Here is a 26,338-nt window from a genome sequence, read left to right on the forward strand (position 1 = left end):
TGTCACTCATCATCTGCTTTTTTCACCAAATCACAATTTTTTGCCAATAAGGTTTTATCTTGAAATCAATAAAAAAACTGTTCTTGTTACTTGTCGTTGTTGGGCTAATTGCTGCTGGGATTTTTTATTTTCGCGATACAAACCCACCACAGCTCAGCTTAACTCCTGGTAGTGGTCCTATTTCAAAAAACACCAAGATTCTGTTATCCCTCACTGATGAAGGGACGGGGATCAAAAATATACAGGTTGTTGTCATCCAGAAGAACAATCAACTCCCGCTCCTAAAACGGGCCTTTGCACCGCAAACAGCTGTTGCTGACATGGACCTGGATCTTTCTGCTCTGAAATTGCAGGAAGGAGAGCTACAGATTGAGGTCACCTCCACGGATCAATCGATTTACCATTTTGGTAAAGGCAACACCATCAAACAACTTTTCACTTTGACCTATGATTCTCGGGCACCGGTCATTTCACTCCACAGCAAAGCACATAATTTCACTAAAGGTGGCAGTGGTTTGGCAACATTCAGCCTGAATGAGAAAGTCTCCTCAACTGGAGTCCTGTTCGGTGATTACTTCTTCCCCGCCTACCAACAGGAATCAGGGAACTACGCCTGCCTGTTTGCCTATCCTTACAATGTTAAAGAGAGCGACTTTGTCCCTCGAATCATTGCTCGTGACCTCGCCGGAAATGAACGTCAACTGGGAATGTACTACCGTGCTAATAATAAAAAATTCCGACAGCGAAAAATCAATATCACGGACAAATTCCTCTCCCAAAAAGCACCGGAATTTGAAACGTTAGCTCCTGACATTGAGAACCCTCTGGATGTTTTTCTTTATATTAATCGGCAAATTCGCCAACAGAACAGAGACAAAATAACGGAACTCAGCACCCAGACATCACCAACACCGCTCTGGGATGGTGCTTTTCTGCGACAACCACAGGCCGCGAGCCTGGCCCAATTTGCTGATCACCGCACCTATTACTACAACGGCAAAGAAATCGACAAGCAAGTTCACCATGGACAGGATCTTGCTTCAATCGCGCAGGCGGAGATCGTTGCAGAAAATGCTGGTGAAGTTATCTGGTCGGACTATATGGGAATTTATGGCCTCTGTGTCCTTATTGACCATGGACTCGGACTACAGTCCCTCTATGCGCATATGAGCCAACTCGATGTTGCCCCAGGAGACACTGTGACCCGTGGGCAGGTGATTGGTCGAAGTGGGACGACCGGAATGGCTGGCGGAGACCATCTCCACCTCGGTGTTTTTGTCTCTGGAGTTCCAGTGCAGCCCATCGAATGGTGGGATGGTAGCTGGCTGCAGAATAATATTGACAGTAAATTGTAGCTGCATCTATTTCTTGAGTCTTGGATTAGCTTGGATGTCTTGACACTCCCTCTGGACTGGTCTAAAAGATTCTTTTTAAATTTATTTTCCCCCAACAACGTGAGGATGATTTTATGAAAAAAGCGACTCTGTTTCTGCTGGCGACTCTGGCACTCTGCTTTACTGCGAACTCTTTTGCAATGGCTCCGGCAAAAGAGATTAAAGCTGGTTTTATTTATGTCGGACCGGTTGGTGATGCTGGCTGGACATACGCCCATGACCTGGGACGTCAAGAGATGGAACAACTTCCCTTTGTGCAACCATCGACTTTCATCGAAACGGTCCCTGAAGGGGCAGAGTCAGCCCGGGTTATTAATGGTCTGGTGCGTAAAGGGCACAACCTCATTTTTACCACCAGTTTTGGTTACATGGATGCCACAATTGATGTAGCTAAGCGCAATAAAGATATTGTGTTTATGCATTGCTCCGGGTTTAAAACTGCAGAAAATGTCGGAACCTATTTTGGCCGGATGTATGAGCCCCGTTACCTCTCAGGAATCGTTGCCGGGAAAATGACGAAAACCAACGCCATCGGATATGTTGCAGCATTTCCAATTCCAGAGGTCATTCGCGGCATAAACGCATTTACCCTCGGGGTTAAAAGTGTTAATCCACAAGCCGAAGTCAAAGTTGTCTGGACCCAAACCTGGTTCGATCCAGGCGTCGAACGCGATGCAGCTGATAGTCTTCTGGATGTTGGCACCGATGTCTTGGCCATGCACCAGGATGCCCCGGCAACCATGCAGGCAGCTGAAGCACGTGGTGCATACGTAATAGGCTACAACTCAGATATGCGCACCTTCGCCCCCAATGCTTTTCTGACCGCTCCGATCTGGAACTGGGGAGCCCTCTACACCCAATTGGCCAACGAGGTTCACAATGGCACTTGGAAATCAGAGCAGATCTGGGCAGGCATGAAGGAAGATCTGGTTCGCTTAGCTGATTTCAGTCCAGCTGTTCCTGCTGATGTACAAGCTCTGGTAACTGAAAAAGCTAACGCCATCAAAGCAGGCACCCTCCATCCGTTTAGCGGACCAATCAAAGATCAAACTGGAAAAGTGGTCGTTGCTGCTGGACAGACTCCGACTGACGGTGAACTCCTGGGTATGAACTATTTTGTCCAGGGTGTTCAGGGTACGATTTCCAAATAACCAGATAGCACTCTCGAAGGCACGCTTTTTTAGCGTGCCTTTTTTAGTCCCTGACTCGCAGTAAAAGCATCAGCTATGACCGATTTCTTGCACATCAAAAATATCCGCAAAACATTCCCTGGTGTCGTCGCTCTTGATGACGTCTCCTTCTCCGTCGCACGAGCAGAGATTCATACGCTGTTAGGTGAAAATGGTGCAGGGAAAAGTACCTTGATGAATGTCTTGACTGGACTCTATCACCCGGATCGCGGAGAGATCAGCATTGCAGGAGAGCGCGTTCATTTCACCAGCCCGCGCGACTCCCTTGCTTACGGGATTGGGATGGTGCATCAACACTTCATGCTGGTACCGGCCCATTCTGTGTTTGAAAATATTCTCCTGGCTCTCGAAAATGTGCCGAACTTTTTCAATCGTAAAAAATATCAGGAAAAGATACAAAACCTGATCGATGAATTTGACCTGGATCTGGATCTGGACACCCCCGTCTGGAAACTGTCCATTGGCGCACAGCAGTGGATTGAGTTGATCAAATTGTTGATGCGCGACTGCCAACTTCTCATTCTCGACGAACCGACAGCGGTCCTCACCCCGCAGGAAGCTGATCGCTTATTTGCCGTGTTACGCCGCTTGAAAGAACAGGGGAAAAGCATCATCTTCATTTCTCATAAAATGCGTGAAGTCATGGAAATTTCTGACCGCGTCACCATTCTGAAAAAAGGGTGCAGTCTTGAAACCCTGAACCGGGGTGACTTTGATGAGTCCAGGCTCGCTTCATTAATGATCGGTCAAGATAAGATTCCCCAATGGCAAAAAACCCTGCAAATGTCAGATCAAGTTGTCCTCGATATTCAAGGTCTTTCAGTTCGCAATGAGCGGGGACTGTCTGATCTGGATAACTTTAACCTCAGTTTAAAAAAAGGTGAAATCCTCGGGATTGCCGGAGTTGCCGGAAACGGTCAAAAAGCCTTAGCCGAAGTGTTGACCGGGCTGAAAAATACCAATCAGGGACGCATTATGGCTGGGGATAAGGATATCACTAACAGCAATGCCAGATACTCTTATATTGCTGGCATTGCTCACATCCCTGAAGACCGCAAGACCATTGGTATCGCCCCCGATATGAGTATTGATGACAATTTGATTATGAAAAGCTTTAAAAGTGGCCTATTCAGAAACTGGATTTTTCAGAATAAACGGGCAATCCGGCGTAATGCCGCAGAAAAAATAGCCCAGTTTGCGATAAAAACGGGCCCTGATGGCACCCCTGTCCGCTACTTGTCAGGTGGCAATATTCAAAAGGTTATCATTGCTCGCGAACTCTCCGAACACCCTGCTGTTCTGGTTGCCCTTTACCCGACACGTGGACTCGATATCGGGAGCGCAGAATATGTCCACAAAGTGATCGCAGATGGCGCTCATCGGGGGATGAGTACGATTTTAATCGCTGAAGATCTGGATGAATTGCTCAAACTCAGCGACAGGATTGCCGTCATGTTTCGTGGCAAGTTGATCGGATATGTTGATCCACGTAAAACGACACGCGAAGAAATCGGCCTGATGATGAGTGGTGAAACCCCTGGAGCGACAACATGAAATTAGTCATTGAACGCCGTGAAATTTCTTCCGCCCTGCTCCGCTTCAGCGCCCCCATTGCTTCTATTGCTGTGGCCCTGTTTGTCGCTGGCTTCTTGTTGCTCGCCAGCGGTGTCAGTCCCTTAGCTGCTTACAAAGAAATCATCATTGAGTCTCTGGGCTCGCTCTATGGCCTGTCAGAAACCCTAGTTAAGACAACGCCTTTGATTTTCGCGGGATTGGGGGTCAGTCTCGCTTTCCGGATGCAAATCTGGAATATCGGTGCTGAGGGACAGATTTACGTGGGTGCGATGGGGGCAACCTGGGTCGCGCTGTTTTCCGGGATTCAAAATCATTGGTTAATGATGACTGCCATGTTCTTTGCCGCGTTCTTTTGTGGAGGATTATGGGCAGGAGTTGCAGGTTTCCTCCGAGCGCGTTGGCGGGTCAATGAAGTCATTGTCACCTTGCTGATGAACTATATCGCCATCCTCTGGGTGGACTATCTGATCTATGGTCCGTGGAAAGATCCCAAGGGATTTAATTTTCCCCTAACCGCCCAATTTGGCGATGCTGCACGTCTTGCTGAATATTTTAATACCCGTATGCATAGCGGTTTTTTCCTCGCCCTGTTTTGCGCTCTGCTCCTCTATTTATTTATCGAACGGACAGTCTGGGGATATGAAATCAAGGTGATCGGCAGCAATCAAAAAGCGGCCCAATATGCCGGAATGAACACCGGTATCGCCATTTTCTTCGTCCTCTTTCTCAGTGGTGCTATTGCCGGACTCGCAGGATTCAGTGAGGTCGCCGGTCTCCAGCACCGCCTCCAGCACGGTCTTTCTCCCGGTTATGGTTATACCGCCATTATCATCGCCTGGTTGGCTAAGCGTAGCGCCATCGGAGTGGTCATTGTTTCGTTTTTAATGGGAGTTCTCCTCGTTGGTGGTGACAGCTTGCAGCTATTATGGCAACTCCCCGTTGCCTTTGTTTATGCTTTTCAGGGGTTGATCCTGTTCTTCCTGCTGGCATCAGATTTCTTCATCATCTATCGTGTTAAACGAGTTAAAGGAATCGCCCATGCTTGAAATACTCCTTGATGCCACGGTACGCGCTGGCACCCCGATTTTATTTGCCACTCTGGGGGCAATCATCAACGAACGCGCTGGCATCATCAATCTGGGCATTGAAGGATTGATGTTGATCGGTGCCCTTGCTGGTTTTTCTGGCACCTATTTAAGCGGCTCTTTACTGGTCGGAGTTTTGGCCGCATTCTGTGCAACTTTCGCCGCCGGGAGTATTCACGCTTTTATTACGGTGCAGCTACGCGGCAATCAAATTGTCAGCGGGTTGGCCTTGACCATGTTCGGCATCGGTATTACGGCGCTGTTTGGCAAAGAGATGGTTGGACAGACCATCGTCGGCTTTAAACGTCTGGCTATTCCCGGATTCAGTCAAATACCGATCATCGGCAGAGCTTTTTTTAACCAGGATCTACTGATTTATTTCAGTTTTCTCCTGGTATTTCTGATCTGGTTTTTCTTTTACCGCACCCGCTGGGGATTGGGTGTCCGCAGTGTCGGTGAAAACCCTGCTGCAGCAGACACCTGTGGCTTCTCTGTCAGCAAATACCGTTTCTTAGCCGTGTCAACCGGTTCAGGTTTGGTAGGAATTGGCGGAGCTTACTTAAGCTTGGCCAGCACTCCCATGTGGATTGAAAACATGTCTGCTGGTCGTGGTTGGATCGCTGTAGCGCTAGTTATTTTTGCTGGATGGTCAAGTCCAAAGGCGATGCTGGGTGCCTATCTGTTTGGTGGCATTACCGCAATGCAGTTGCGCTTTCAAGCGATGGGGACAACTGTCAGCGCCCATATTTTACAGATGTTACCGTACTTTTTCACCATTCTGGTTCTGGTCATTTCAACCTTGCGATTACAAAAAGGGGCTAGCCAGCAACCTGAAGGTCTGGGACTTCCCTATGATCGAGAGGATCGTAAATGACAGCAGCAGAGATATTACTGGAACGCATCCACCGCGATGGAGAAATCAACGGAGAACTCGTCAAGGTTGATCAGTTTCTTAATCACATGGTTGATCCAGTTTTGATCCATCAACTCGGAGATGATATCGCCGCCCGTTTTGCTGATGTACCGGTTGCGAAGATTTTAACAGCCGAAACCAGCGGTATCATGCTTGCGCAAGCAGTCGCTCTGAAGCTCAAAGTGCCTTTCATCTATGCCAAGAAAAAACGCCCCATCACCATGCCGGACTATTACGCTGCGGCCAGTTATTCCTTTACCAAACAGGAATCAACCACCCTTTATGTTTCCAAGGAAGTACTCCAAGCAGAAGATAATATTTTATTTATTGATGATTTTTTTGCCAAAGGCTCAACCCTGAAAGCAATTGAAGAGATCATCACCCAAGCCAAGGCAAATCTGCTCGGGGCGGCTGTCATCATTAACAAATCAACACGCAGAGACATTGAGTCAATTTTGACCTTGGATGATCTCAGTTAAATCGTCTCCTGTCCCTCACTCTTTGAACCAGGCAAGCTCCGCGTCGCAACCACCGCAACACCGGTTCCAGCAACATTCTCGAGGATAATTTGCCCCACCTGCACCGGGGCTTTGACCTTATATCTATGAAGCTCTCGCACCACAGCTAAAACAGTTTCTTTGGGTATGCTTTCCGCTGTTTTAACGGGGACACGAGGCCACAAACCACCACTACAAGCAACAGTCGTACTCACCATTCTTCTAGGAGCTGTGTACTCCTGCCGTGCATACTCTTCCCCTTTTTTGCAGCTATAGCCGGTAATTTCCTCTATTTCACCATCAACTATCGTCAACTGCAGGGGGCAACTCATCGGGCAACCAATACAAGTCATATTTTTTATCTCTTTCATATCATTCAACCTCCTGCGGGCGAACTTCTATTTTCAAGTTGTCGCCAAAGTAACGATCAAGAACCTCAGGAGCAAGGGTAAGCCGGATCATCTCAGCAGGAATCAACATACGGAACTTTTTCTGATAGCGATCACCAATAGATAAAATACAATTCTTCATCGGTTGTTTGACTCGCAGGTAGATAACCTGCTCACGATCAGGGGAAAGGCTATGCGGCACGCAGGAAGCAATATTTGCCCCTTTCTGCAGGGCGATATTATCACCTGGACGGCGCCTACCAAGCGCAAGATCCGCCGCAAATTGTCCAGCCCGCAGTGATTCCTCCGAGACAAAATCGACAATGTCGTGAACGTGTAACACGTTGCCACAGGCGAAAACTCCTGGCAGAGAGGTTTCCAAAGTGCTATTCACCTGTGGGCCTCCAGTGGCCGGATCCATATGTAATCTGAGTTTGGTCGACAGTTCATTTTCAGGGATCAAACCGATAGAAAAAAGCAGCGTATCACAATCAACATCCCAAGACTTGTTAAGGTCGGGGAGACGTTGCGCATCGACCGGTGCAATGGTCAGGCGATTGACGCGATCACGTCCATGGATGAAGGCGACCGTTGCTGAGAGTTGTAGAGGAATATCAAAATCATCGAGGCATTGAACCACATTGCGGGTCAAGCCATTGGAATATGGAAAGATTTCATAAACACTGACAACTTCACAACCTTCCAAAGCCAGTCGTCGGGCCATGATCAGACCGATATCACCTGAACCGAGAATGGCAATCTTGCGTCCCGGCAGAACCCCTTTCATATTGACCATTTTTTGTGCTAATCCGGCAGTCATCACCCCGGCAGGCCTGAATCCCGGCGTACGAATAGCGCCTCGAGTCCGCTCTCGACACCCCATCGCCAAAACCACCGCACGCGCCTGCACGTTCAAATAGCCATGTCTGCCGCTGAGAACCGCCACCTGCAAGGCTGGACTGATATCAATAACATAAGAATCGGTCAACATCGTAATATTCTCAGACAGGGCATGAGCAACAAAGCGCTCGGCGTATTCCGGCCCAGTCAGTTCTTCTTTGAAATAGTGCAATCCAAAACCACTATGAATACATTGATTGAGAATTCCCCCTGCTTCAACTTCCCGTTCAATAATGAGAATATTCTCGGCCCCGGACTTACGGGCACCCAAGGCGGCGGCTAATCCAGCAGGTCCGCCACCGACGATCACCACATCATACTGTTTTTTCAGTGGATTATTCATACTTCATCCTCTGCTAAGATTTGATCTCGACGTGGGATACAGACCTCCGACCCTTGACCACGCTTACTTATTGTCGTCAGGGGGACATCCAGATGCTGGACTAAAAGATCCATAATTCGTGTGGTGCAAAATCCCCCTTGACAACGTCCCATTCCGGCACGGACCCGGAACTTCACCCCATCGAGGGTACGGGCACCATGTTGAATCGCGTAGAGCACCTCTGCTTCAGTGACGGACTCACAACGACAAACGATACGTCCGTAAGCCGGATCTTCCAAGATTGCGGCCTTCCGCTCTGTGGGTGTCATCTGCGAGAAACGGGGGGGGCCATCGATATCTGCTTTCCATCGCTCCTTTTCAGTAAGAGCAATGCCATCAGCACGGAGCATCTCGGTCACATAGGTGGCAATAGCCGGCGCTGCGGTAAGACCGGGAGACTGAATCCCGGCAATATTATAGAAACCACGGACAGATGACCCCTCAATAACAAAATCATTGCTGTCGGCAACAGCCCGCAACCCGGCAAACTCGGTAATAGTGTCACGGTCAGAGATGGCCGGACAATATTCCTGTACCGATGCGAAAACTTTCGCAGCCCCAGAAAAACTGGTGGTAAAATCTTCACGATCATCCACATCTTCTGCGGTTGGCCCCACCATAATCGGGCCATCAACAGTCGGAATAATCAGAACCCCCTTACTGGTGGCGGTAGGGGTCGGAAAAATCAGATGGGTGACAATTCCCTGTAGACGACGATCCAGCATATATTCTTCGCCCTTGCGCGGAGAGATTTTAAAATTATCGGCACCGACCATCGCCGCGACACGATCGGCATACACTCCGGCCACATTAAGGACAATACGACTCTGAAAATCCTGCTGCTGGGTATGGATCAAAAACCCAGATTCAACCGCCTTGATGCTCTGGACCGGGTGAGCACAAAAAAGCTCAACACCATTCTGACAGGCACATTCAATCAGCCCAAAGCAGGCTTCGTAGGGATTAATAACCCCTGCAGTTGGGGCATGGAGAGCTTGAAGGATGGTATGGCTGAGATTGGGCTCCTCTTTTTGCAGCCGCTTCGGATCCCATAACTCAAGGCCGGTCACCCCTCGTGATTCTCCCTGTTTTTTAAGATCCTGTAGATATTGCAGGTCCTCAGTTTGCCGCGCTATGAGCAGTTCACCGATGCGCCTAAAACCAAACTTCAGATCCTTGGCGAGATCGTCCCACATCTGGTTACCAGCCCACTCAAACTTCCCCTTAAGAGTGCCGGCTGATGAATGATGTCCGGCATGAATGATTCCTGAATTGGTTTTACTGGTCCCGAAACCAACCTCAACCTCCTTTTCAAGCAGCGCAAGGTGCAAATTGTAACGTGACAGCTCTCTGGCCAGAGCGCAGCCAACGACTCCGCCACCGATAATAATAACATCGTACATTCTCCAACCTCCTTGAACAATCAACCCACAAGGGGACTACAACTCATTCCAATCCGTCAATCGATCCATCCGGCTGCAACCGCCAACGTTCCGCTGCGGGATGCTTCGGCAAGCCCGGCATGCGTAAAATATCGCCAGTGAAAACCACCAGAAAACCCGCTCCTGAATTTATTTGCAGTCGCCGTACGGTGATATCAAAGTGACGTGGTCGGCCCAGTAACTTAGGATCATCCGAAAGCGAACCCGGTGCTTTGGCAATACATATAGGCAGGTTGGCAAATCCAAGTTGTTGAATCTGACGCAGATCTTTGGCCGCCTGTCGGGTAAAGGCAACATCATCAGCACCATAGATCTGGCGACTAACAATCTTGATCTTTTCTTCCACCGGCAACTCGAGCGAATACAAAGGTGAGTATGGCTGGCTCTGACCGGCAACCTGAATCACCTGTTTGGCCAATTCAATAGCACCGTCGCCTCCGCTGGCATAATGATCACACAGTACAAACGGAGTCTTAACCTTTTGACAGTGATTCTTAATCACATCCAGTTCTTCAGTCTCATCTCCTGAGAAATGATTAAGAGCAACCAACGGCTCTTTATTAAACTTGCGCACATTCTCAATATGCTTGTCGAGATTGTCCAACCCCTGGCGTAATGCCGACACATCTTTACCACCAAGACTGTCAACAGCCCTCCCACCATGTAATTTCAGCGCTCTGGTTGTCGTCACCAAGACCACGGCCAAAGGATCTAAATGACCAATTCGACATTTGATATCAAAAAACTTTTCCGCGCCGAGATCAAAACCAAATCCAGCCTCTGTGATCGCCCAGTCGGCATAATGTTGCGCCATCTGGGTCGCCATTAGACTGTTGCAACCATGGGCAATATTGGCAAAGGGGCCACCGTGGACAAAAGCGGGAACCCCTTCCAGGGTCTGCACCAGATTGGGATGGATGGCATCACGCAGGAGAGCAAGCATGGCCCCGGTGATCTGCAATTGCTTGGCAAAAACCGGCTCACCCTGATAAGTAAAGGCAACTAAGGTATTTTCGAGGCGTTGGCAAAAATCATCCATATCCGCGGCCAGACAAAGCATCGCCATCACTTCAGAAGCTGCGGTGATGTCAAAACCTCCCTCACGCGGAATCCCCTGCTGCTTCCCCCCCAATCCGAGAACGATATGCCGCAAGCTACGATCATTCATGTCCATCACCCGCCGCCAGAGGATCCGGCGCGGGTCAATATTGAGTTCATTACCCTGAAAAATATGGTTATCAATGGCCGCAGAAAGGAGGTTATTGGCGCTGGTGATAGCGTGAAAATCACCGGTAAAATGGAGGTTGATCCGATCGCTAGGAACAAGCTGGCTATAACCGCCACCGGTCGCCCCACCCTTCATCCCCAGACAGGGACCGAGTGAAGGTTCCCGTAATGCCAGACAGACCGATTCCCCCAACCGGGCAAAAGCCTGCCCGAGTCCGATCGTCGTCGTAGTTTTCCCTTCGCCGGCAGCCGTGGGGGTCGTCGCAGAAACCAGAACCAAGCGCCCCTTCTTGCCTGTTGGTCGGTGTAAAGCGTTCAAATCAACCTTCGCCATATCCCGACCATAGGGCCACAGATCAGACTTAGCGATCCCTAATTGATCCGCAATCTGACCAATCGGCTTCGGTCTGATCTGCCGCGCGATCTCGGTATCACTCAGCATAGAGAATCCCTCATCCAAAAAAAATTTAATGCATCTTCATCTTCATATTTTACCACTTGAGGAGGAATTTACTAATTCTGGATGGCGATAAAACGAGAAATATCGACAATATGAATCCTTGCAGATACGGCCCCCATCTCCCCGATGACACTGAGCCTTGAAATATTCTGATCCGTATCCAAAAAAAGAAAAAGCCCCTGAAACATTTAAGTCCAGGGGCACTGATTACAAGTTTTATGGTTATCTCTAGCGGCAATAAAGGCTTTAACGTCTGTTGCCCATAATCCGTAACAGCATCAGAAACAGGTTGATAAAATCAAGATAAAGTCTCAGAGCTCCAAGAATAGCCGCTTTATGGCGCTCTTGTTCGTTAGCAAAACCAGCCTGGCCGATCAATTTAATTTTTTGGGTGTCATAGGCCGTCAAACCCACAAAAACCAAAACACCAATATAACTGGTGACCCAGTAAATCATTTCACTTTGCAGAAAAATATTCACCACCGAAGCAATAATGATTCCCACCAACCCCATAAACATAAAACTTCCAAGGCCGGTCAGGTCACGTTTGGTCGCATAACCATAGAGACTCATGGCGCCAAAAGTCCCTGCTGTGACCAAAAAGGCGCTGGCAATTGAACTGTTGGTATAAATGAGAAAGATTGCCGCAAAAGTGATGCCGTTTAAGGCCGAATAGCCCAGAAACATCAAGGTAGCTGTTGCTGCGCTGATCCGGTTGATAGCGGCGGACATAGCAATCACCAGTCCCAGTTCAGCAAAGATCAGTCCATAAAAAACCACCCGGTTGCCAAAAATCATTTGTTGAGCTGCTGCACTGGAAAGCATCATGAAGGATGCCAGAGCTGTCACCGCAAGCCCCGCAGTCATCCACAGGTAGACTTTGCGAAAAAAGGTGTTAGTAATCGTTATTGGGGCACTATCAGTGTAAGTTCCGTTCGGGCTGTACATTGTTATGTCCTTCTCCTTGTGAAAATAAAAAGTAAAGTTTGTACCTTTATACAAGTGACCAATGGGTATTATACCACAATGACTCCATACGGGATATCTATACCGAAGCAGTTTCGCTGTTCTTGTCGCGTTGCTTTTTTTGCTTGTCTTTTGCCAAAAATAGACACTAAGCTCGCATAAGAACGGCAATTTTTGACCAAAGAGTTTGCGGCTTTATTTGCTAAAAAAACGCCTTCATTGCAGACAGGTTGAATTATGACTCGACAAAAAACTGTAGAACAACTTGAAATCCGTGCCATGACCATTGATGACCTCGCAGCAGTTTTCCACCTGGGTGAAGAACTTTTTACCTCGGAATTTTCTCAAAGCATGTACCGAACCTGGGATGAGTATGAAATCACCACTCTGTTCAACTCTGACAACGAACTCTGCATCGTCGCCGAGTTTGCCGGAGAAGTCATCGGTTTCGCTCTCGGCACCACCGTTGAGAAAAATAACTCAGCCTGGAAATACGGCTATCTGGTCTGGATTGGTGTACGGCCAGGCACACAAAAATGTGGCGCCGGTGATAAACTCTTCACAGAGATTAAGCAACGGATGTTAGATCAAGGTGTGCGGATGATTGTTATCGATACCGATGCTGACAACAAGGGGGGAATCCGCTTTTTCAAAAAGCAGGGGTTCGGCAATACCCAGAAGCATGTCTACATGACCTTGAATCTTTCTCGGGAACAAAAAAAGCGCAAGAAGGATTAGTATGAGTGTCGCTCTTGAACACGTCTGGAACGCGATCGATCCAATCCGTCTCCGGCAAACCTTGATGGAAATGATCGATATTTATTCCCCTTCGGGAAAAGAAGAAGATATACAACTCTATCTGGAAGAACGTCTCGTTGCGACCGGCATTCCAGTCCGCAGACAGATTGTCGAGGGTGAGCGTTACAACCTGATCACCACCATGGGTCAAGGTGAGCCGTCCTTATATTTCGTTGGCCATGTTGATACAGTTACCGCATGGGACATTGATAAATATACCGCTGTGGAAGAATGGGGGGTCGTCCGCGGTCTGGGCAGTGCCGATATGAAAGGTGGTTGCGCTGCGATGGTTGAGGCCTGGCTGGCACTGGCAACCCTGGCCGAAGAACAACGTCCCACACTCGGACTGTTACTGGTGGTGGGAGAGGAAGAAAATGGTGATGGCAGTAGCAGATTTCTAGCTGAGCAATGTCCAGACTGGGCAATTATCGGCGAACCAACGTCATTGCGCCCGGCATTTAACCATTATGGTTATATGGAGATTGCGCTGGTCACTCTGGGACGTCGCATCCACTCTTCGCTGCCAGAATTGGGGCACAACGCAATTGAGTCAATGTTACGCGTTCTACTACAAATTGAGCGCTCACCATTGTTTGCACAACAACCGTCCAAATTAGTCTATTCAATCCGTGAAATGAGTTCATCTCGAGCCGGATTCGTTGTCCCTGACCGCTGTGACACATGGATTGATCTGCACCTTTCTCCAGACGTTCAACCGGCGACAGTCCGTGCAGAACTGGAGCAGACCCTCACCCATGCACGGCAAACAATTAAAGGACTTTCCTTAGAAGCCCGTTTTGACTTTGAATCCGGGGGCTATGAATTACCCCTGAATAATCCATTGATGGTGGCCTTGGAAGATATTTTCCCACGACTCAATTTGCCCCTTCAATTTGTTCCATTCCGGTCTCACTCCGATGGTAATCTGTTTTATCAGGCGGGGAGCAAGCCTTTGATCCTTGGACCAGGATCGCTGGAAACGGCACATACCTCAGAGGAACAAACCAGCTTGACCGAGGTTGAAGCAGCAGCACGAATTTATGCAGCACTGGCACTCGCATGCCCTCATACAGACCATCACCAGGAACCAGTCCGCTAACAAGACCAGCGCCACAAGGAGATAACCATGGAGCCACTTGAGCCGGGGAAAAAGCTGGAAAAATTGTGGGAAGAGCTTTCAAGCCAAATTAACACGGATGATCCACAACAGATTGTCGCCTTTCTGGACAAAATAACTCCTGCCGACACCGCTTTAGCCGTCTCCCGATTGAACCCCGAAGAGCAAACCCGCTTATTAACATTGCTCAACCCAGAAGATGCTGCTGATGTCATTGCCGACATCTCCGACACCCAGGGTGCGGACCTGATTGAGGAGCTGCAACCGGGACACGCGGCAGCTATTCTCGAAGAACTGGACAGTGATCATATCGTTGACATCCTCGGGGAACTGGACGAAGCAGATGCCAGCGCAATTATCGATCAGATGACCCCGGTGGAAGCGGAAAAAGCCCGCCAGTTTCTCACTTATGCCCCTGATAGCGCCGGCGGGTTGATGATCTCAGAATATCTTGATTTTCAAAGTAACCAGACCGTTCAGGACGTCCTTGAGGAATTGCAGAACAACCGTGAAAAATATGCGGAGTACGATGTTCAATACCTCTATGTCACAGATGACAACAATCACCTGCAAGGGGTGCTGCGGTTGCGAGACCTGCTGTTTCCAAAACGGACGACAAAACTTGCCAGTCTGATGATCAGCAACCCCTTTCGGGTCAACGCCAATGACTCTCTGCTCCAACTCCATAACTTTTTTGAAGAACACAACCTCTTCGGGGTACCCGTTGTCAACGACGACTCACGCTTACTCGGGATTGTCCTTCCAGAAGCTGTCGCAGAGGAAAAACACAATCGAAGTACAGACCAGTTTCTCGGTTTTTCAGGGATTATCGGTGGTGAAGAGTTTCGTTCCATGCCGCTGCTGGCCCGTTCTGGACGACGCCTGTCCTGGCTCTCTTTGAATGTTGTTCTGAACATCCTCGCTGCAAGTGTGATCGCCTTCTATCAAGACACCTTAGCAGCCGTCATTGCCTTGGCTGTTTTCTTGCCCATGGTCAGCGATATGAGCGGTTGTTCCGGTAACCAAGCCGTTGCCGTCAGCATGCGTGAACTCTCTTTAGGCTTGGTGCGTCCGACCGAGTTACTGCGGGTGCTGGCAAAAGAGGCGAGTCTCGGCGTCTTGAATGGTCTGGCTCTTGGAATCCTGCTCGGAGCAATCGCTTATGTCTGGAAGGGAAATGCATTTTTAGGCCTGGTGGTTGGTGGAGCTCTCGCCGTCAACACCATTGTCGCTGTTTCTCTCGGCGGATTGATTCCTCTGTTGTTGAAACGGGCAAAACTTGATCCGGCTCTGGTTTCAAGTCCGTTGTTAACAACCGTGACAGATATGTGCGGATTCTTTTTTGTCCTCAGCTTCGCTTCTCTCGTTCTGGAAAAGCTCTGAGAGAACAACAATTCCTTTCCCTGCAAATAGATAGTTCCTTTATCGGTTGAGGTCATCTTTCACAGCTTTTCAAAGACGCTAAGCTGCTAAACCTATCTACCTGATTTTAAACGACAATAAACCCTGCTTAAAAAAATAAATAGCGCCCCTATTTTTTATATTGACGCCACAAAAATTTGAGCGTATAGCTTCGCTGAAATGACATTTTAGTCGGAAGAGTGCAACGACCAAGCGACAAAAGCGACCCCTTTTTAGCCACAGCCGCCAAGCCCTTCCGATACATAAGTTGTCGCCTCATGGGTGAGGTTTTCAGTAGCAGTGGCTTGTATTTTTAAAAGGGGTTGATCATGCATATTGTACTCTCTTTCAATCAGAGTGTCGCTGAGGAGGACGACCAACCTCCCTCACTCACACATTTCGACACTCAGCATCTCCCACAAGATTTCTATGCCGAATGGGATGACATCCAGACGATTCAGGCTGTCGCTTCAGCTCTGGCACAAAAACATCAAGTGACATTAGTAAACGCCGATCTGGACGCTTTTGAAAAGTTCCGCGCATTGCGACCTGATCTGGTTTTCAATATGGCTGAGGGGCTGTATGGTGGCAGTCGTGAGTCACAGATTCCTGCGATGCTGGAGATGCTGCAAATTCCTTATACTGGCAGCGATCCCATCACTCTCGGCATTTGTCTTGATAAACTCCGCACCAAAGAAATCCTGGCTTATCATCGAATCCCGACTCCGGCCTTCGTCCAGCTCCGTCATGCTGCTGACCTTCCTGCCGATTTCCAGTTTCCGCTGCTGGTGAAACCGGCACTGGAAGGATCCAGCAAAGGGATCACAGACAAATCATTAGTTCACAATGCAACCGAATTACAGAGGCAGCTTGACGACGTCTGGGCCCACTATCTACAACCGGTGCTGGTCGAAGAATTCCTCTGTGGTCGTGAATTCACCGTCGCTCTGATTGGTAACGGGACAGCCGTTCAGGTTCTTCCTATTGTCGAGATTGACCTTTCGACCCTCCCTCCGGGGGCAAATCCGATCTATTCCTACGAAGCCAAATGGCTCTGGGATACCGAAACCGCCCCCTTGCAGATTTTCCATTGTCCGGCACAGCTTGCGCCGCTCCTACAACGAAAAATCGAAGACCTCTGCCGCAAGGCGTTTTTCCACCTGGGTTGTCGCGACTGGTGCCGTATTGATGTGCGGCTGGATACCGGTGGCCACCCACAGATCATCGAAGTTAATCCGCTTCCGGGGGTTCTGCCTCGGCCGGAGCAGAACAGTTGCTTCCCGAAAGCTGCCCGTGCCGCTGGATTAAGCTACCCGGAGATGATTCTCAGTGTCGTCACTGCTGCCTGCGAACGACTCGACCTGGTGGAGAAAAATGATGCGCATCGCTGTTTGTTATAACCAGACCCCCGAATATTCCAACCACGGAGAGGTTCGTGATCGGATTGCGGATAGAGGTTCCTACGATCAAGCAAAGGCAGTATTACAGGCCCTCCATCAGCTCGGACATCAGCCGGAACTGATTTCGCTCGCGGACAATTTGATGGATTTTCTCCGCAAGATAGAACGTTTCTCTCCAGATCTCGCCTTCAACCTCTGTGAAGGATTCTGGGGCAATGCTCATCTGGAGATGAATGTGGCTGGCATTTTTGAACTCCTGCATCTCCCCAGCAGCGGTTCACCACCACTCTGTCTTGGACTGACCCAGGATAAATTGCGTAGCAAATCACTATTGCTGCAACACGGCCTGCCCACACCACCATTCTGCGTCGCAAAACTTGGAAACGGGCATCATGACACCGCTGGTCTAAACTACCCGCTGATTGTCAAGCCGCCCTTTGAAGACGCTTCTCAGGGGATTGAAGCCCTCAGTGTGATCGACACCTCGCAACAACTCAAACAGCGAATTCAATTTATTCACGATGTCTACCGCCAGCCAGCCCTGATTGAAGAATTCATCGATGGCAGAGAAATCAATGTCGTTATCCTCGGCAGTGAAAACTTAACCGTACTGCCACCAGCTGAGATCACCTTTGCGCCTGAGTTATCGCGAAAAATCGTCTGTTTTGAGAGTAAATGGGCCCCGCAGAGTCTTGCCTACCGAGGGACCATCCCCGTCTGTCCGGCAACAATAACATCAGCGGAAACCCGGTTGGTCAACAACGTTGGACAACAGGCTTACAAATTATTTGGCTGCCGTGACTACGCTCGGGTCGACATCCGCCTACGCAACCAGATTCCCTATATTCTTGAGGTCAACGCTAACCCAGATATCTCACCAGATGCAGGTTTGGCTTGCGCAGCCGGCGTCTCAGGATTGACCTACAACCAACTCATTGAACAGATACTGGAATCTGCCAGTCAACGAAAGGAACCGTACTAATGCACAAGCTACAACCTGCTGACATGTCAGAGTTGAAGGGTATCCTCAACCGACTCAGAAAGATTGATGTGTTTACATCGTCAGAAGTTGAATGTGCCGTTGAACTGCTACAGATCGTCCTTGATCAGCCAGAACAACGCGATTATCAGGTCCTGGTCACAAGCAATGATGACCGCCCCGTGGGATATATCCTTTATGGGCCTATTCCACTGACTGACGGTAACTTTGACATCTACTGGATCGCCACCGATCCAAAGATCCATGGTAAAGGATTCGGCCGTGAATTAATCGAGTCAGCCGAGTTTGATATGCAACAGCAAGGTGCTCGTATGATCTGTCTGGAGACATCCTCCAAAGAAGCATATCTCAAAACCCGTAATTTTTATGAAAAGTCCGGCTACCGGAAAGAATCGGTCATTGCCGATTTCTATAACCCGGGAGACGACCGGATCACCTATATCAAACGTTTTTCCTAACGCGGAGATCAGTTATGGAATCCTGGCAAAAAATTTTGCAAAACAGTTTAACAGAACCGACAGCAATAGCTGCACGTTTCGGCATTGATCCGGCCCCCTTACTCACCGTCGCTGAACGCTACCCGATGCGGATCAACCCTTACTATCTGGGTTTGATCCAAACAATGGGTGACCCCATCTGGAAGCAGGCCGTACCCGACGAACAGGAGCTACAAGATCAGGTCTGCCATGTTGACCCTCTCAATGAAGAAAATCAAAGCCCGATTCCTAATCTGGTGCATCGTTACCCCGATCGTGTCCTCTTCATGATCAGCTCAACCTGTGCCATGTACTGCCGCTTCTGCACTCGTAAACGGAAGGTTGGTTGTGCCAATATGGCGATCAACGCAGAGAGTATTGATGCCGGCATTGATTATATCCGTGAGCACCGTGAAATTCGCGATGTTATCCTTTCTGGTGGCGACCCGCTGCTACGTAGTGATGCCAGCCTTGACAATATTCTCAGTCGCCTCAGGGCGATCCCACATCTTGAGATTATCCGCATCGGCTCCAGAATCCCTGTGGTTCTACCGCAAAGGATCACTCCGAGCCTGGTGCGGGTATTGAAGCGCTATCATCCACTCTACATCAACACCCATTTCAATCATCCTGATGAGATTACTCCACAATCAGCGAAAGCCTGCGCCCGGCTAGCCAATGCGGGCATCCCTCTGGGGAATCAAACCGTTTTGATGCGCGGGGTTAATGATAATCCTTTGGTCATGCGACGACTGATGCAGCGCTTGTTGATGATCCGAGTCCGCCCTTACTACATTTATCAGGCCGATCAAGTTCAGGGGACGGATCATTTCCGCACCAGCGTCGAAGAGGGTTTGGAAATTATGCGCGCTTTGCGTGGCTACACCTCGGGAATGGCAGTACCAACCTATGTCATTGATGCCCCCGGTGGCGGTGGCAAGATCCCCTTACTTCCTGACTATCTCCAGCAACTTGGCAGCGATGTTGTGCTGAAAAATTACCTTGGCGACGTCTATCATTACACCAACGCCGAACCAGCTAAACCAGCAGAGCAGTTGGAGTGGCAACAAGTGGTAGGCAGTTAGGGAATTCACTAAGGAGCACGGCATATGTTTAGAATACGGCGTCTTTTCGACACTCGGCTCTCCTCTGATCAGAGGGTCATGGAACAGGTTCAGGGAATTCTTCGCGAACAATTCCCCGGCTTGAGCGACAAGGACGTGAACAAATTGCCACAACAATTAGAGAACCCGCTCAAGCATAAATTTCGTGCCGTCCTCTATGTTGCTGAAGGAGTCCGTAGTGGGGTCAAGGGATTTGCCTTGCTGCTGCATGAACCGCAGCTAGGCTTCGACTATCTCGATTACATTTCAGCAGCGACCAACATGACTGGCCGAGGTATTGGTGGGGCTCTCTATGAACGGCTGCGCGCCGATGCGACCGCCTGGAGCAGTCGGGGGATATTTTTTGAATGCCTGCCGGATGATCCAGAACTCTGCAAAAGCCCCAAGCATCGGGCCCAGAACCGGTCTCGACTTAAATTCTATGAACAGTACGGTGCTCGACCAATCAATGGAACCGCCTATGAAACCCCGGTCAAACCGGGAGATGACAGCCCTCCCTACCTGGTCTTCGACCCCTTGGGGAGTCAAGAACCACTGAACCAAAACCATGCTCAAGTCATAGTTCGGGCCATTCTAGAGCGCAAATATCAGCAACATTGTCCGCCGGAATATATCGAGAAGGTCGTTCATTCTTTCACTGACAACCCGGTACAGATTCGTCCTCCCCGTTATCTGAATCCCGAAACCTGCAAACCACCACAGCACAGAGAACTCCCTGAGGATGAAAAGATTATCCTCGTTGTGAATGACCAGCATGATATTCACCATATTCGTGAGCGCGGCTATGTTGAAGCTCCAGTCCGAATCCGGGCGATTACCCGCAAACTTTTACCCACCGGGATGTTCCGCGAGATCAGAGCGAAGCGCCATCCAGAAAAGATGCTTAAGCGCGTTCATGATCAGGGTTTTATCCGCTACTTAAAAGCCGTTTGTTTGCATTTCCCCGAGGGGAAATCCGTTTACCCTTACGTCTTTCCGATTCGCAATCAAGCCCGTCCTCCGGTGGATCGTGCGATTCGTGCAGGCTATTACTGCATCGATACCTTTACACCGCTAACTGCCAATGCTTATCCGGCAAGCCGACGTGCCGTTGATTGTGCCCTGACTGCCGCCAACAGCCTACTGGGGAGACAACGCCTCGCCTACGCCTTGGTCCGTCCACCGGGACACCATGCAGAGCGCAGGTCTTACGGAGGCTTTTGCTATTTTAACTCCACAGCGGTAGCAGCTGAGTTTCTCTCTGCCCATGGGCGCGTTGCCGTGCTCGATATCGACTATCACCACGGCAATGGTACGCAGGATATTTTTTATCGTCGCGCCGATGTTCTCACTCTCTCTATCCATGGGCACCCCCGCTTCGCGTATCCCTACTTTACCGGCTTCGATGACGAAATGGGCGAAGGTGAAGGACTGAAATATAATCAAAACTACCCCCTTCAAGAGGAGTTAGAAGGGGGAGGATATCGGAAAATTTTGTCTCAGGCATTACAACGCGTCAACAAGTTCAAGCCACAATTCTTCATCATTGCCCTCGGTCTGGACACTGCCAAAGGGGATCCAACCGGAACCTGGAGCCTGAATGGGGAAGATTTCTTTGCCAATGGTCTACTTATCGGGAAATTACATCTGCCAACACTGGTGGTCCAGGAGGGAGGGTATGATAGTCGGGCACTAGGAAGCAACGCTCGACAGTTTTTCCAAGGGCTCTGGGCTGGAACTTTTCTGGAATAATAGGTTGACGATTTCCTCTACCGCTACTAACTTGAAACTGTGCTGCAAACAAGAGTTATGGATTGGGCGTAATTGATTTGTGCAACGTCCCATTCATCACCGCCCTGTTGACAGGGACTCAATCTTCTTACATCCGTCTTTTGGCCCTTTTGTATGGGCAATAAAGATCAAGGAGAGCTAAATGAAGAACATCGAGCTGCATAATGAATAATTCCCTCAGCCTGCTGAAAAAAATTGTTCAAGAAGCGGCGTCTTTAGCTTCTCCATCCAAGCAGATGGTCTACATTGTTTCAGCCGTGCGTGCGGCAATGCAGGTGAGTGTCTGCAGCCTCTTCATCGCGGATGAGACAAATGTCCTCACCCTGACGGCGACTGATGGCCTTGATCCCGCAGCTGTCGGAAAAGTGAAATTAACCTATGGAGAGGGCTTGGTCGGCACCATCGCCCGCAATAGCCATCCGCTGAACATTGAAGATGCATCAAAACATCCCGGTTACCGCTACTTTCCTGAAACCCAGGAGGAACAATACCAGGCATTTCTGGGAGTCCCCTTGGTTCATTTACGCCGTCTGGTCGGAGTTCTGGTGGTGCAGGAAAGTCAGCGCCGCAAATTTACAGACGATGAAGAAGCGTTTCTACTCACGATCGCAGCACAGTTAGCCGCCACTTTATCGCTGGATCAGAGTCATTCCTGGGTCGATATGACTGCGCAAGATAATCAGTCGATGCAACGTGTCCTCGGAGTGAAAGGGGCCATAGGGATCGCTTCTGGTGTGATTCACCTCTTGAGCGAAGATTCTCTGGAGCAGGTTGCTGATCAGGAATGCAAGAACATTGATGCTGAGATTGATAAGTTTCATACGGCACTACAGCAATGTCAATATGAAATAGATCAAGGATCACTAGCTCTTAAAGACTCCCTATCCGGGGATATAGCGACCATATTTACCGCCTATAAAATGTTGCTCGAAAGTAAGGAACTGATCGACGACGTAGAACGAGGGATTCGCCAGGGGAATTGGGCTCAAGGGGCGTTGCGAGCTGCGATCAGCCAGTATGCTGACCTCTTTGGCAATATGGAAGATCCTTACCTGCGCTCGCGGTCTGAAGACGTTTGGAACATTGGCAACAAACTCCACTCTAAACTTCATGGGCGAAAAACAGCGGTCAGCCAAGATCAGAACCTGATCCTAGCGGGCGACTTGATCAGCATTACCGACATAGCCCGCTATAAACGTGAACAGTTGGTAGGGATCCTCTGCCAGACAGGCTCAAGCCTTTCCCATACTGCCGTCCTTGCCAACGCTCTCGGTCTACCAGCAGTTATGGGAACCGGAAAAATCAAGAACCTGCAACAGGGAATTCCCGCCATCCTAGATGGCTATCAAGGGCAGGTGATTTTATACCCGTCTCAGGAAGTCCTCAGTGAATATCAGAAGCTCGCCAGTCGCGAGAAAAATTTATTTACAGAACTGGAAGGACTGAAAGAACAGCCGGCAATCACTCCAGATGGTCACAGGGTTCACCTCTATGCGAACACGGGACTGATGGCCGATATCTCACCCGGTCTGAAGCGTGGCGCTGAAGGGATTGGCTTATACCGCTCAGAAATCCCTTTTATGATCCATGAGAATTTCCCTACAGAAGAAGAACAACGGCTGATTTATCGCCATGTTCTAAACACATACGAGGGAAAACCAGTCACCCTCCGCACGTTAGATATCGGCGGCGACAAAGCCCTCCCCTATTTCCACTTTTCTGAGGAAAACTCCTACCTCGGTTGGCGGGGTATTCGCTTCACCCTTGATAATCGTCCCATTTTCATGACCCAGATACGCGCCATGTTACGTGCATCAGAAGGGCTCGACAATCTCCATATCCTGTTACCGATGGTCAGCCGGGTCGATGAACTTGACGCTTTCAATCTTTTACTTGAAGATGCCTGCACCCAGCTCAAGCTGGAAGGCTACCAAGTCAAACGCCCCCCTGTGGGCATCATGGTTGAAGTCCCTGCGGCAGTCAATTTGCTCCCCTTCTTTGCCAGTCGCATCAATTTTATCTCGATCGGATCAAATGATTTGACCCAGTACCTGCTGGCTTTGGATCGGAACAACTCCCGCGTTTCGCACCTTTTTGATAATTTACATCCGGCAGTGTTGCAGGAGATCTATCGCATTGTACAACTGTGCCGCACGATTCATCTTCCCGTCAGTCTTTGTGGCGAAATGGCAGCCGATCCTCTGGCCGTTATCCTGCTGCTAGGGATGAAAATTGAAGCCTTAAGTATGAGCGCCTACAATTTATCGAAAGTCAAATGGCTCATCCGCACCATGCCGGTCAAAGTTGCCGAGGAAACTCTGCAGAAAGCATTGACCATGGAAAGTGAAGTGCAGATTCGGGAACTGACCAAAGGAGTACTGATCAAGCATAAACTCGGAAAACTGGTGCACTAAAACCATGGCAACAGTCCAGCGGTGGATTTTTTGTGGGGGCGAGAAAAGTCCGTGGATGACAAGAGTCAACTTTTCTCGCCCTGTTCAGTAAAGACACAATCTGCTGAATTAGATGCTGAGAGCACCTAGATCAGTTGCAGAAGTCGCTATTATTCTTCCCCACTGATGGTGACTGTCTTATCAATCATATCAATGATAGGGACTGTCGGTATTTCTTTGATGCCGTAGATTGCCTCCAGATTCATATCGTCAGGAACATGACTAAGCAACTTTTCAGCAACTTTTTGATTGGCTTGGCGAAAGCGCAGTTTCACATTCAAGTTGATCGGATCATCACCAGTGCCAGTCAAACCATAATGGACTTCTCGATACCCTTTAGGGGGAATCGTGTCATGCTTGGAAAAACTGACAATCGACCAAGGATCGATGGCAAAATGCATATTATCCCCCATGCCATCCGAGTTAAAACGTCTCGCATCGGCAGGTAACTGCCCCTTTGAGTTGACCTGACCGCTGCTCAAGATCGTCTTTCCAGAAGCATCAGTGGCTGTCACTTCAAGCCACATTTGCCGAATATTGGTCAAAGATGTCGGCAGATAATGTCCGGCCCGCTGATTATTGATCCGCACTACCACTTCGGCCAGTTTTCCATGCCGATACACTGGGCTGATATCCAGAGTTGCAGCGGCTTGCAAGCGACCAACGGCCATCTCGTATTTCTGACGTGAACTTGCTGCCAGCTCTTCATCACCAGACTTTTGCGCCGCCATCTCCGTCAGTGCATACATCAAAAAATTGGCACCGTTGAAATAGTGGTGATATTCATCCCGTACCGGCTTCTGAAAGGTATCAGCAGAGCGCTTAAATGTCTCCAATTCCACCATATGACAATCCTGACAATTGATCCCCTTTGCCGCATAGGGGCTATTCTTCCACTCTGAATAAGTCATCTCCAGAGGGGTATGCTTCTCATAGTGGGTGATCTGATGGCAGGAACCGCAAAGTTCTGTCTGTTGATGTAAGGGCGATTCAATACATTCATGAAAACCATCACCACAACCCTCTTCAACAGGCAAAGGGCCAAACTTTGTCAGCACCGCTTCGCCATCCACCTCTTTCCCCGGGGAAAGAATCATTGAACCATTTTCCGGTTGATGGGTTGGGGTCTGCCAATGACTATGGCCTTTAATGGAGTGGCAGACATCACACGAAACTCCTGCCATGGCGAGCGGACTCAAACCTGTCAACCCTGCCCCTTTGACTTCTCCAGTGACCACAGCAGCGGCAGAATGACACCCCTCACATTGCCTTGCGACATCATGACCCACTGCTTCAATAGCCAGCATTAGCTCCCCTTGATAGATCGGATCCTGGAAGGCCAGAGAATGCATTGATCCGCGCCATTCTTCATATTGTTGAGGATGACATTCGCCACAGGTTTCAGGTTCTGTGAATTCCGCAGCAGTTTTTTCCCACTGAATCAGTGATGGAGCATAGGGGTATTGCTCTTTATCCACCACAGCAAATTCTGCCGCTGCGAGAGATGAAAAAACCGCAAGGATTATGCTTACTCCCAAAAAAACACAGACTTGTTTCAATTGCATCGCCAGCTCCTTTTCCTCTTGATGGGTTGGTGTTTCCACCTAAACAGAGTACCAAAGATCTACGCATAAAACCCTCTTTATTTGGTGTAGTTTTTACTGTTGATCATTATTGGTGACGATGAGTCCTTATAATTAGGATCAGTTTTGGGGATAAAGAGACAAAGAAGGGAAAAACGGATGGAAACGGTCTGACAAAAACCGGCACATGTTAAAAGATTTCTTGTGTCACAACCTGAGATAGGCTAAATCAAGGATTATCTAAAGAAAACTTCAAGAAGACGTGTCGGCTATTGACCGGTTACTTTATTCCATGCATCACAAGGCAACAATGAATCACAAAATAGACATGCGCAAATTTCTAAATACCTGTGTCGCAATCGAAAAATCCATTGCTTCAATCTATCGCCAGTTTGCAGCCACCATTCCTGAGGATGAAGAGCTACAAGCCATCTGGATTAAGTTGGCAAAAGAGGAAGATCAACACGCCATGGATATCAGTTTCGCTGCCCGGTTACCCCATGAAGGGGTTTACCAGGTTAAAAATCTGACTCAATCCAGGGTTGACCAACTGCTTACGATCACAAAGGACGTCCTTAACAAAGCCAAGTTGACAAATCTATCGGCACAAGCGGCAGCAAATATCACCCTGAAACTGGAGCAGGAGTTCTTGGACGTGCATATTGCAGCATCCGTCGAATTTGAAACCGCAAGCATGCAAAAAATGTTTCAATCCATTTCCAAAAATGAAGAGGAGCACTGTCGGGAGATCAAAGCATACTGCGATAAAATCAAACAATGAAACATCGACTTTAAA

Annotated in this window: 22 protein-coding genes; 16 read left to right on the plus strand and 6 right to left on the minus strand. The window is 49.0% G+C overall.

What is annotated here, in order from left to right:
* The first annotated feature begins 59 nt into the window (after positions 1 to 59).
* From BLU87_RS04360 to xpt, 6 genes are all read left to right on the plus strand, one after another.
* Positions 60 to 1,355, plus strand: coding sequence for a M23 family metallopeptidase (locus tag BLU87_RS04360; protein ID WP_092345091.1), 1,296 nt, complete (start codon positions 60 to 62; stop codon positions 1,353 to 1,355).
* 113 nt (positions 1,356 to 1,468) lie between these two features.
* Entirely contained in the window at positions 1,469 to 2,545 is a 1,077-nt protein-coding gene (locus tag BLU87_RS04365) for a BMP family ABC transporter substrate-binding protein (RefSeq protein WP_092345093.1), read from the plus strand.
* Positions 2,546 to 2,620: 75 nt separating this feature from the next.
* A complete protein-coding gene (locus BLU87_RS04370; protein ID WP_092345095.1) occupies positions 2,621 to 4,138 on the plus strand; it encodes an ABC transporter ATP-binding protein in 1,518 nt (505 codons plus the stop codon).
* Positions 4,135 to 5,205: an ABC transporter permease gene (locus BLU87_RS04375; RefSeq protein ID WP_092345097.1), complete on the plus strand. Its 1,071-nt coding sequence runs from the start codon at positions 4,135 to 4,137 to the stop codon at positions 5,203 to 5,205. Before BLU87_RS04370 ends, BLU87_RS04375 begins: the two co-directional genes overlap by 4 nt.
* On the plus strand, positions 5,198 to 6,118 hold the full coding sequence (locus tag BLU87_RS04380) for an ABC transporter permease (RefSeq protein WP_092345099.1): 921 nt from the start codon (positions 5,198 to 5,200) through the stop codon (positions 6,116 to 6,118). The genes BLU87_RS04375 and BLU87_RS04380 overlap by 8 nt, the downstream gene beginning before the upstream one ends.
* Positions 6,115 to 6,636 carry a xanthine phosphoribosyltransferase gene (gene xpt / locus BLU87_RS04385; protein ID WP_092345101.1) on the plus strand — a complete coding sequence of 174 codons (522 nt, stop codon included), beginning with the start codon at positions 6,115 to 6,117 and terminating at the stop codon, positions 6,634 to 6,636. The genes BLU87_RS04380 and xpt overlap by 4 nt, the downstream gene beginning before the upstream one ends.
* On the opposite strand, the gene BLU87_RS04390 is transcribed toward xpt, so the two are convergent.
* From BLU87_RS04390 to BLU87_RS04410, 5 genes are all read right to left on the minus strand, one after another.
* Positions 6,633 to 7,025 carry a DUF1667 domain-containing protein gene (locus tag BLU87_RS04390; protein ID WP_092345103.1) on the minus strand — a complete coding sequence of 131 codons (393 nt, stop codon included), beginning with the start codon at positions 7,023 to 7,025 and terminating at the stop codon, positions 6,633 to 6,635. The two genes, xpt and BLU87_RS04390, sit on opposite strands and share 4 nt — an antisense overlap.
* Position 7,026: 1 nt before the next feature.
* Positions 7,027 to 8,286, minus strand: coding sequence for an NAD(P)/FAD-dependent oxidoreductase (locus BLU87_RS04395; protein ID WP_092345105.1), 1,260 nt, complete (start codon positions 8,284 to 8,286; stop codon positions 7,027 to 7,029).
* On the minus strand, positions 8,283 to 9,728 hold the full coding sequence (locus tag BLU87_RS04400) for an NAD(P)/FAD-dependent oxidoreductase (RefSeq protein ID WP_092345106.1): 1,446 nt from the start codon (positions 9,726 to 9,728) through the stop codon (positions 8,283 to 8,285). The genes BLU87_RS04395 and BLU87_RS04400 overlap by 4 nt, the downstream gene beginning before the upstream one ends.
* 43 nt (positions 9,729 to 9,771) lie before the next feature.
* Positions 9,772 to 11,436 (minus strand): formate--tetrahydrofolate ligase, encoded by a 1,665-nt coding sequence (locus BLU87_RS04405; RefSeq protein WP_092345108.1) that lies wholly within the window; start codon positions 11,434 to 11,436, stop codon positions 9,772 to 9,774.
* 264 nt (positions 11,437 to 11,700) lie between these two features.
* Positions 11,701 to 12,402, minus strand: coding sequence for a Bax inhibitor-1/YccA family protein (locus tag BLU87_RS04410; RefSeq protein WP_092345110.1), 702 nt, complete (start codon positions 12,400 to 12,402; stop codon positions 11,701 to 11,703).
* A 255-nt stretch (positions 12,403 to 12,657) separates the two neighbouring features.
* Between BLU87_RS04410 and BLU87_RS04415 the strand changes: the two genes are divergently transcribed.
* The 9 genes from BLU87_RS04415 (at position 12,658) to ptsP (ending at position 23,920) form a co-directional block, all read left to right on the plus strand.
* Entirely contained in the window at positions 12,658 to 13,158 is a 501-nt protein-coding gene (locus BLU87_RS04415) for a GNAT family N-acetyltransferase (protein WP_092345112.1), read from the plus strand.
* 1 nt (position 13,159) lies between these two features.
* Entirely contained in the window at positions 13,160 to 14,317 is a 1,158-nt protein-coding gene (locus tag BLU87_RS04420) for a M20 family metallopeptidase (RefSeq protein ID WP_092345114.1), read from the plus strand.
* 27 nt (positions 14,318 to 14,344) lie between these two features.
* Positions 14,345 to 15,718, plus strand: a complete 1,374-nt coding sequence (gene mgtE, locus BLU87_RS04425) for a magnesium transporter (RefSeq protein WP_092345115.1) — start codon at positions 14,345 to 14,347, stop codon at positions 15,716 to 15,718.
* Positions 15,719 to 16,065: 347 nt separating this feature from the next.
* Positions 16,066 to 17,136, plus strand: coding sequence for a D-alanine--D-alanine ligase family protein (locus tag BLU87_RS04430; protein WP_092345116.1), 1,071 nt, complete (start codon positions 16,066 to 16,068; stop codon positions 17,134 to 17,136).
* The gene (locus tag BLU87_RS04435) at positions 17,111 to 18,118 is read left to right on the plus strand and encodes a D-alanine--D-alanine ligase family protein (RefSeq protein ID WP_092345117.1); all 1,008 of its coding nucleotides are present in this window, start codon (positions 17,111 to 17,113) and stop codon (positions 18,116 to 18,118) included. Before BLU87_RS04430 ends, BLU87_RS04435 begins: the two co-directional genes overlap by 26 nt.
* Positions 18,118 to 18,594, plus strand: coding sequence for a GNAT family N-acetyltransferase (locus BLU87_RS04440; RefSeq protein WP_217637433.1), 477 nt, complete (start codon positions 18,118 to 18,120; stop codon positions 18,592 to 18,594). Before BLU87_RS04435 ends, BLU87_RS04440 begins: the two co-directional genes overlap by 1 nt.
* Before the next feature lie 14 nt (positions 18,595 to 18,608).
* Positions 18,609 to 19,697, plus strand: a complete 1,089-nt coding sequence (locus BLU87_RS04445) for a KamA family radical SAM protein (RefSeq protein ID WP_092345118.1) — start codon at positions 18,609 to 18,611, stop codon at positions 19,695 to 19,697.
* A gap of 24 nt (positions 19,698 to 19,721) precedes the next feature.
* A complete protein-coding gene (locus BLU87_RS04450; RefSeq protein ID WP_092345119.1) occupies positions 19,722 to 21,467 on the plus strand; it encodes an acetylpolyamine amidohydrolase in 1,746 nt (581 codons plus the stop codon).
* A gap of 203 nt (positions 21,468 to 21,670) precedes the next feature.
* Positions 21,671 to 23,920: a phosphoenolpyruvate--protein phosphotransferase gene (ptsP, locus tag BLU87_RS04455; protein ID WP_092345121.1), complete on the plus strand. Its 2,250-nt coding sequence runs from the start codon at positions 21,671 to 21,673 to the stop codon at positions 23,918 to 23,920.
* A 149-nt stretch (positions 23,921 to 24,069) separates the two neighbouring features.
* Here ptsP and BLU87_RS04460 read toward each other — a convergent pair whose 3' ends face one another.
* The gene (locus BLU87_RS04460) at positions 24,070 to 25,524 is read right to left on the minus strand and encodes a multiheme c-type cytochrome (protein WP_092345123.1); all 1,455 of its coding nucleotides are present in this window, start codon (positions 25,522 to 25,524) and stop codon (positions 24,070 to 24,072) included.
* 328 nt (positions 25,525 to 25,852) lie between these two features.
* Between BLU87_RS04460 and BLU87_RS04465 the strand changes: the two genes are divergently transcribed.
* The gene (locus BLU87_RS04465) at positions 25,853 to 26,323 is read left to right on the plus strand and encodes a hypothetical protein (RefSeq protein WP_139167463.1); all 471 of its coding nucleotides are present in this window, start codon (positions 25,853 to 25,855) and stop codon (positions 26,321 to 26,323) included.
* Positions 26,324 to 26,338 lie beyond the last annotated feature (15 nt).

It is taken from the genome of Desulfuromusa kysingii (genome assembly GCF_900107645.1).
GTDB classification, from domain to species: Bacteria; Desulfobacterota; Desulfuromonadia; order Desulfuromonadales; family Geopsychrobacteraceae; genus Desulfuromusa; species Desulfuromusa kysingii.

Bases quoted from the DNA above. Each gene is read 5' to 3' on its own strand.
- BLU87_RS04365 (WP_092345093.1), top strand. From the start codon at position 1,469: ATGAAAAAAGCGACTCTGTTTCTGCTGGCGACTCTGGCACTCTGCTTT.
- BLU87_RS04370 (WP_092345095.1), top strand. From the start codon at position 2,621: ATGACCGATTTCTTGCACATCAAAAATATCCGCAAAACATTCCCTGGT.
- BLU87_RS04375 (WP_092345097.1), top strand. From the start codon at position 4,135: ATGAAATTAGTCATTGAACGCCGTGAAATTTCTTCCGCCCTGCTCCGC.
- BLU87_RS04380 (WP_092345099.1), top strand. From the start codon at position 5,198: ATGCTTGAAATACTCCTTGATGCCACGGTACGCGCTGGCACCCCGATT.
- xpt (WP_092345101.1), top strand. From the start codon at position 6,115: ATGACAGCAGCAGAGATATTACTGGAACGCATCCACCGCGATGGAGAA.
- BLU87_RS04390 (WP_092345103.1), bottom strand. From the start codon at position 7,025: ATGAAAGAGATAAAAAATATGACTTGTATTGGTTGCCCGATGAGTTGC.
- BLU87_RS04395 (WP_092345105.1), bottom strand. From the start codon at position 8,286: ATGAATAATCCACTGAAAAAACAGTATGATGTGGTGATCGTCGGTGGC.
- BLU87_RS04400 (WP_092345106.1), bottom strand. From the start codon at position 9,728: ATGTACGATGTTATTATTATCGGTGGCGGAGTCGTTGGCTGCGCTCTG.
- BLU87_RS04405 (WP_092345108.1), bottom strand. From the start codon at position 11,436: ATGCTGAGTGATACCGAGATCGCGCGGCAGATCAGACCGAAGCCGATT.
- BLU87_RS04410 (WP_092345110.1), bottom strand. From the start codon at position 12,402: ATGTACAGCCCGAACGGAACTTACACTGATAGTGCCCCAATAACGATT.
- BLU87_RS04415 (WP_092345112.1), top strand. From the start codon at position 12,658: ATGACTCGACAAAAAACTGTAGAACAACTTGAAATCCGTGCCATGACC.
- BLU87_RS04420 (WP_092345114.1), top strand. From the start codon at position 13,160: ATGAGTGTCGCTCTTGAACACGTCTGGAACGCGATCGATCCAATCCGT.
- mgtE (WP_092345115.1), top strand. From the start codon at position 14,345: ATGGAGCCACTTGAGCCGGGGAAAAAGCTGGAAAAATTGTGGGAAGAG.
- BLU87_RS04430 (WP_092345116.1), top strand. From the start codon at position 16,066: ATGCATATTGTACTCTCTTTCAATCAGAGTGTCGCTGAGGAGGACGAC.
- BLU87_RS04435 (WP_092345117.1), top strand. From the start codon at position 17,111: ATGATGCGCATCGCTGTTTGTTATAACCAGACCCCCGAATATTCCAAC.
- BLU87_RS04440 (WP_217637433.1), top strand. From the start codon at position 18,118: ATGCACAAGCTACAACCTGCTGACATGTCAGAGTTGAAGGGTATCCTC.
- BLU87_RS04445 (WP_092345118.1), top strand. From the start codon at position 18,609: ATGGAATCCTGGCAAAAAATTTTGCAAAACAGTTTAACAGAACCGACA.
- BLU87_RS04450 (WP_092345119.1), top strand. From the start codon at position 19,722: ATGTTTAGAATACGGCGTCTTTTCGACACTCGGCTCTCCTCTGATCAG.
- ptsP (WP_092345121.1), top strand. From the start codon at position 21,671: ATGAATAATTCCCTCAGCCTGCTGAAAAAAATTGTTCAAGAAGCGGCG.
- BLU87_RS04460 (WP_092345123.1), bottom strand. From the start codon at position 25,524: ATGCAATTGAAACAAGTCTGTGTTTTTTTGGGAGTAAGCATAATCCTT.
- BLU87_RS04465 (WP_139167463.1), top strand. From the start codon at position 25,853: ATGAATCACAAAATAGACATGCGCAAATTTCTAAATACCTGTGTCGCA.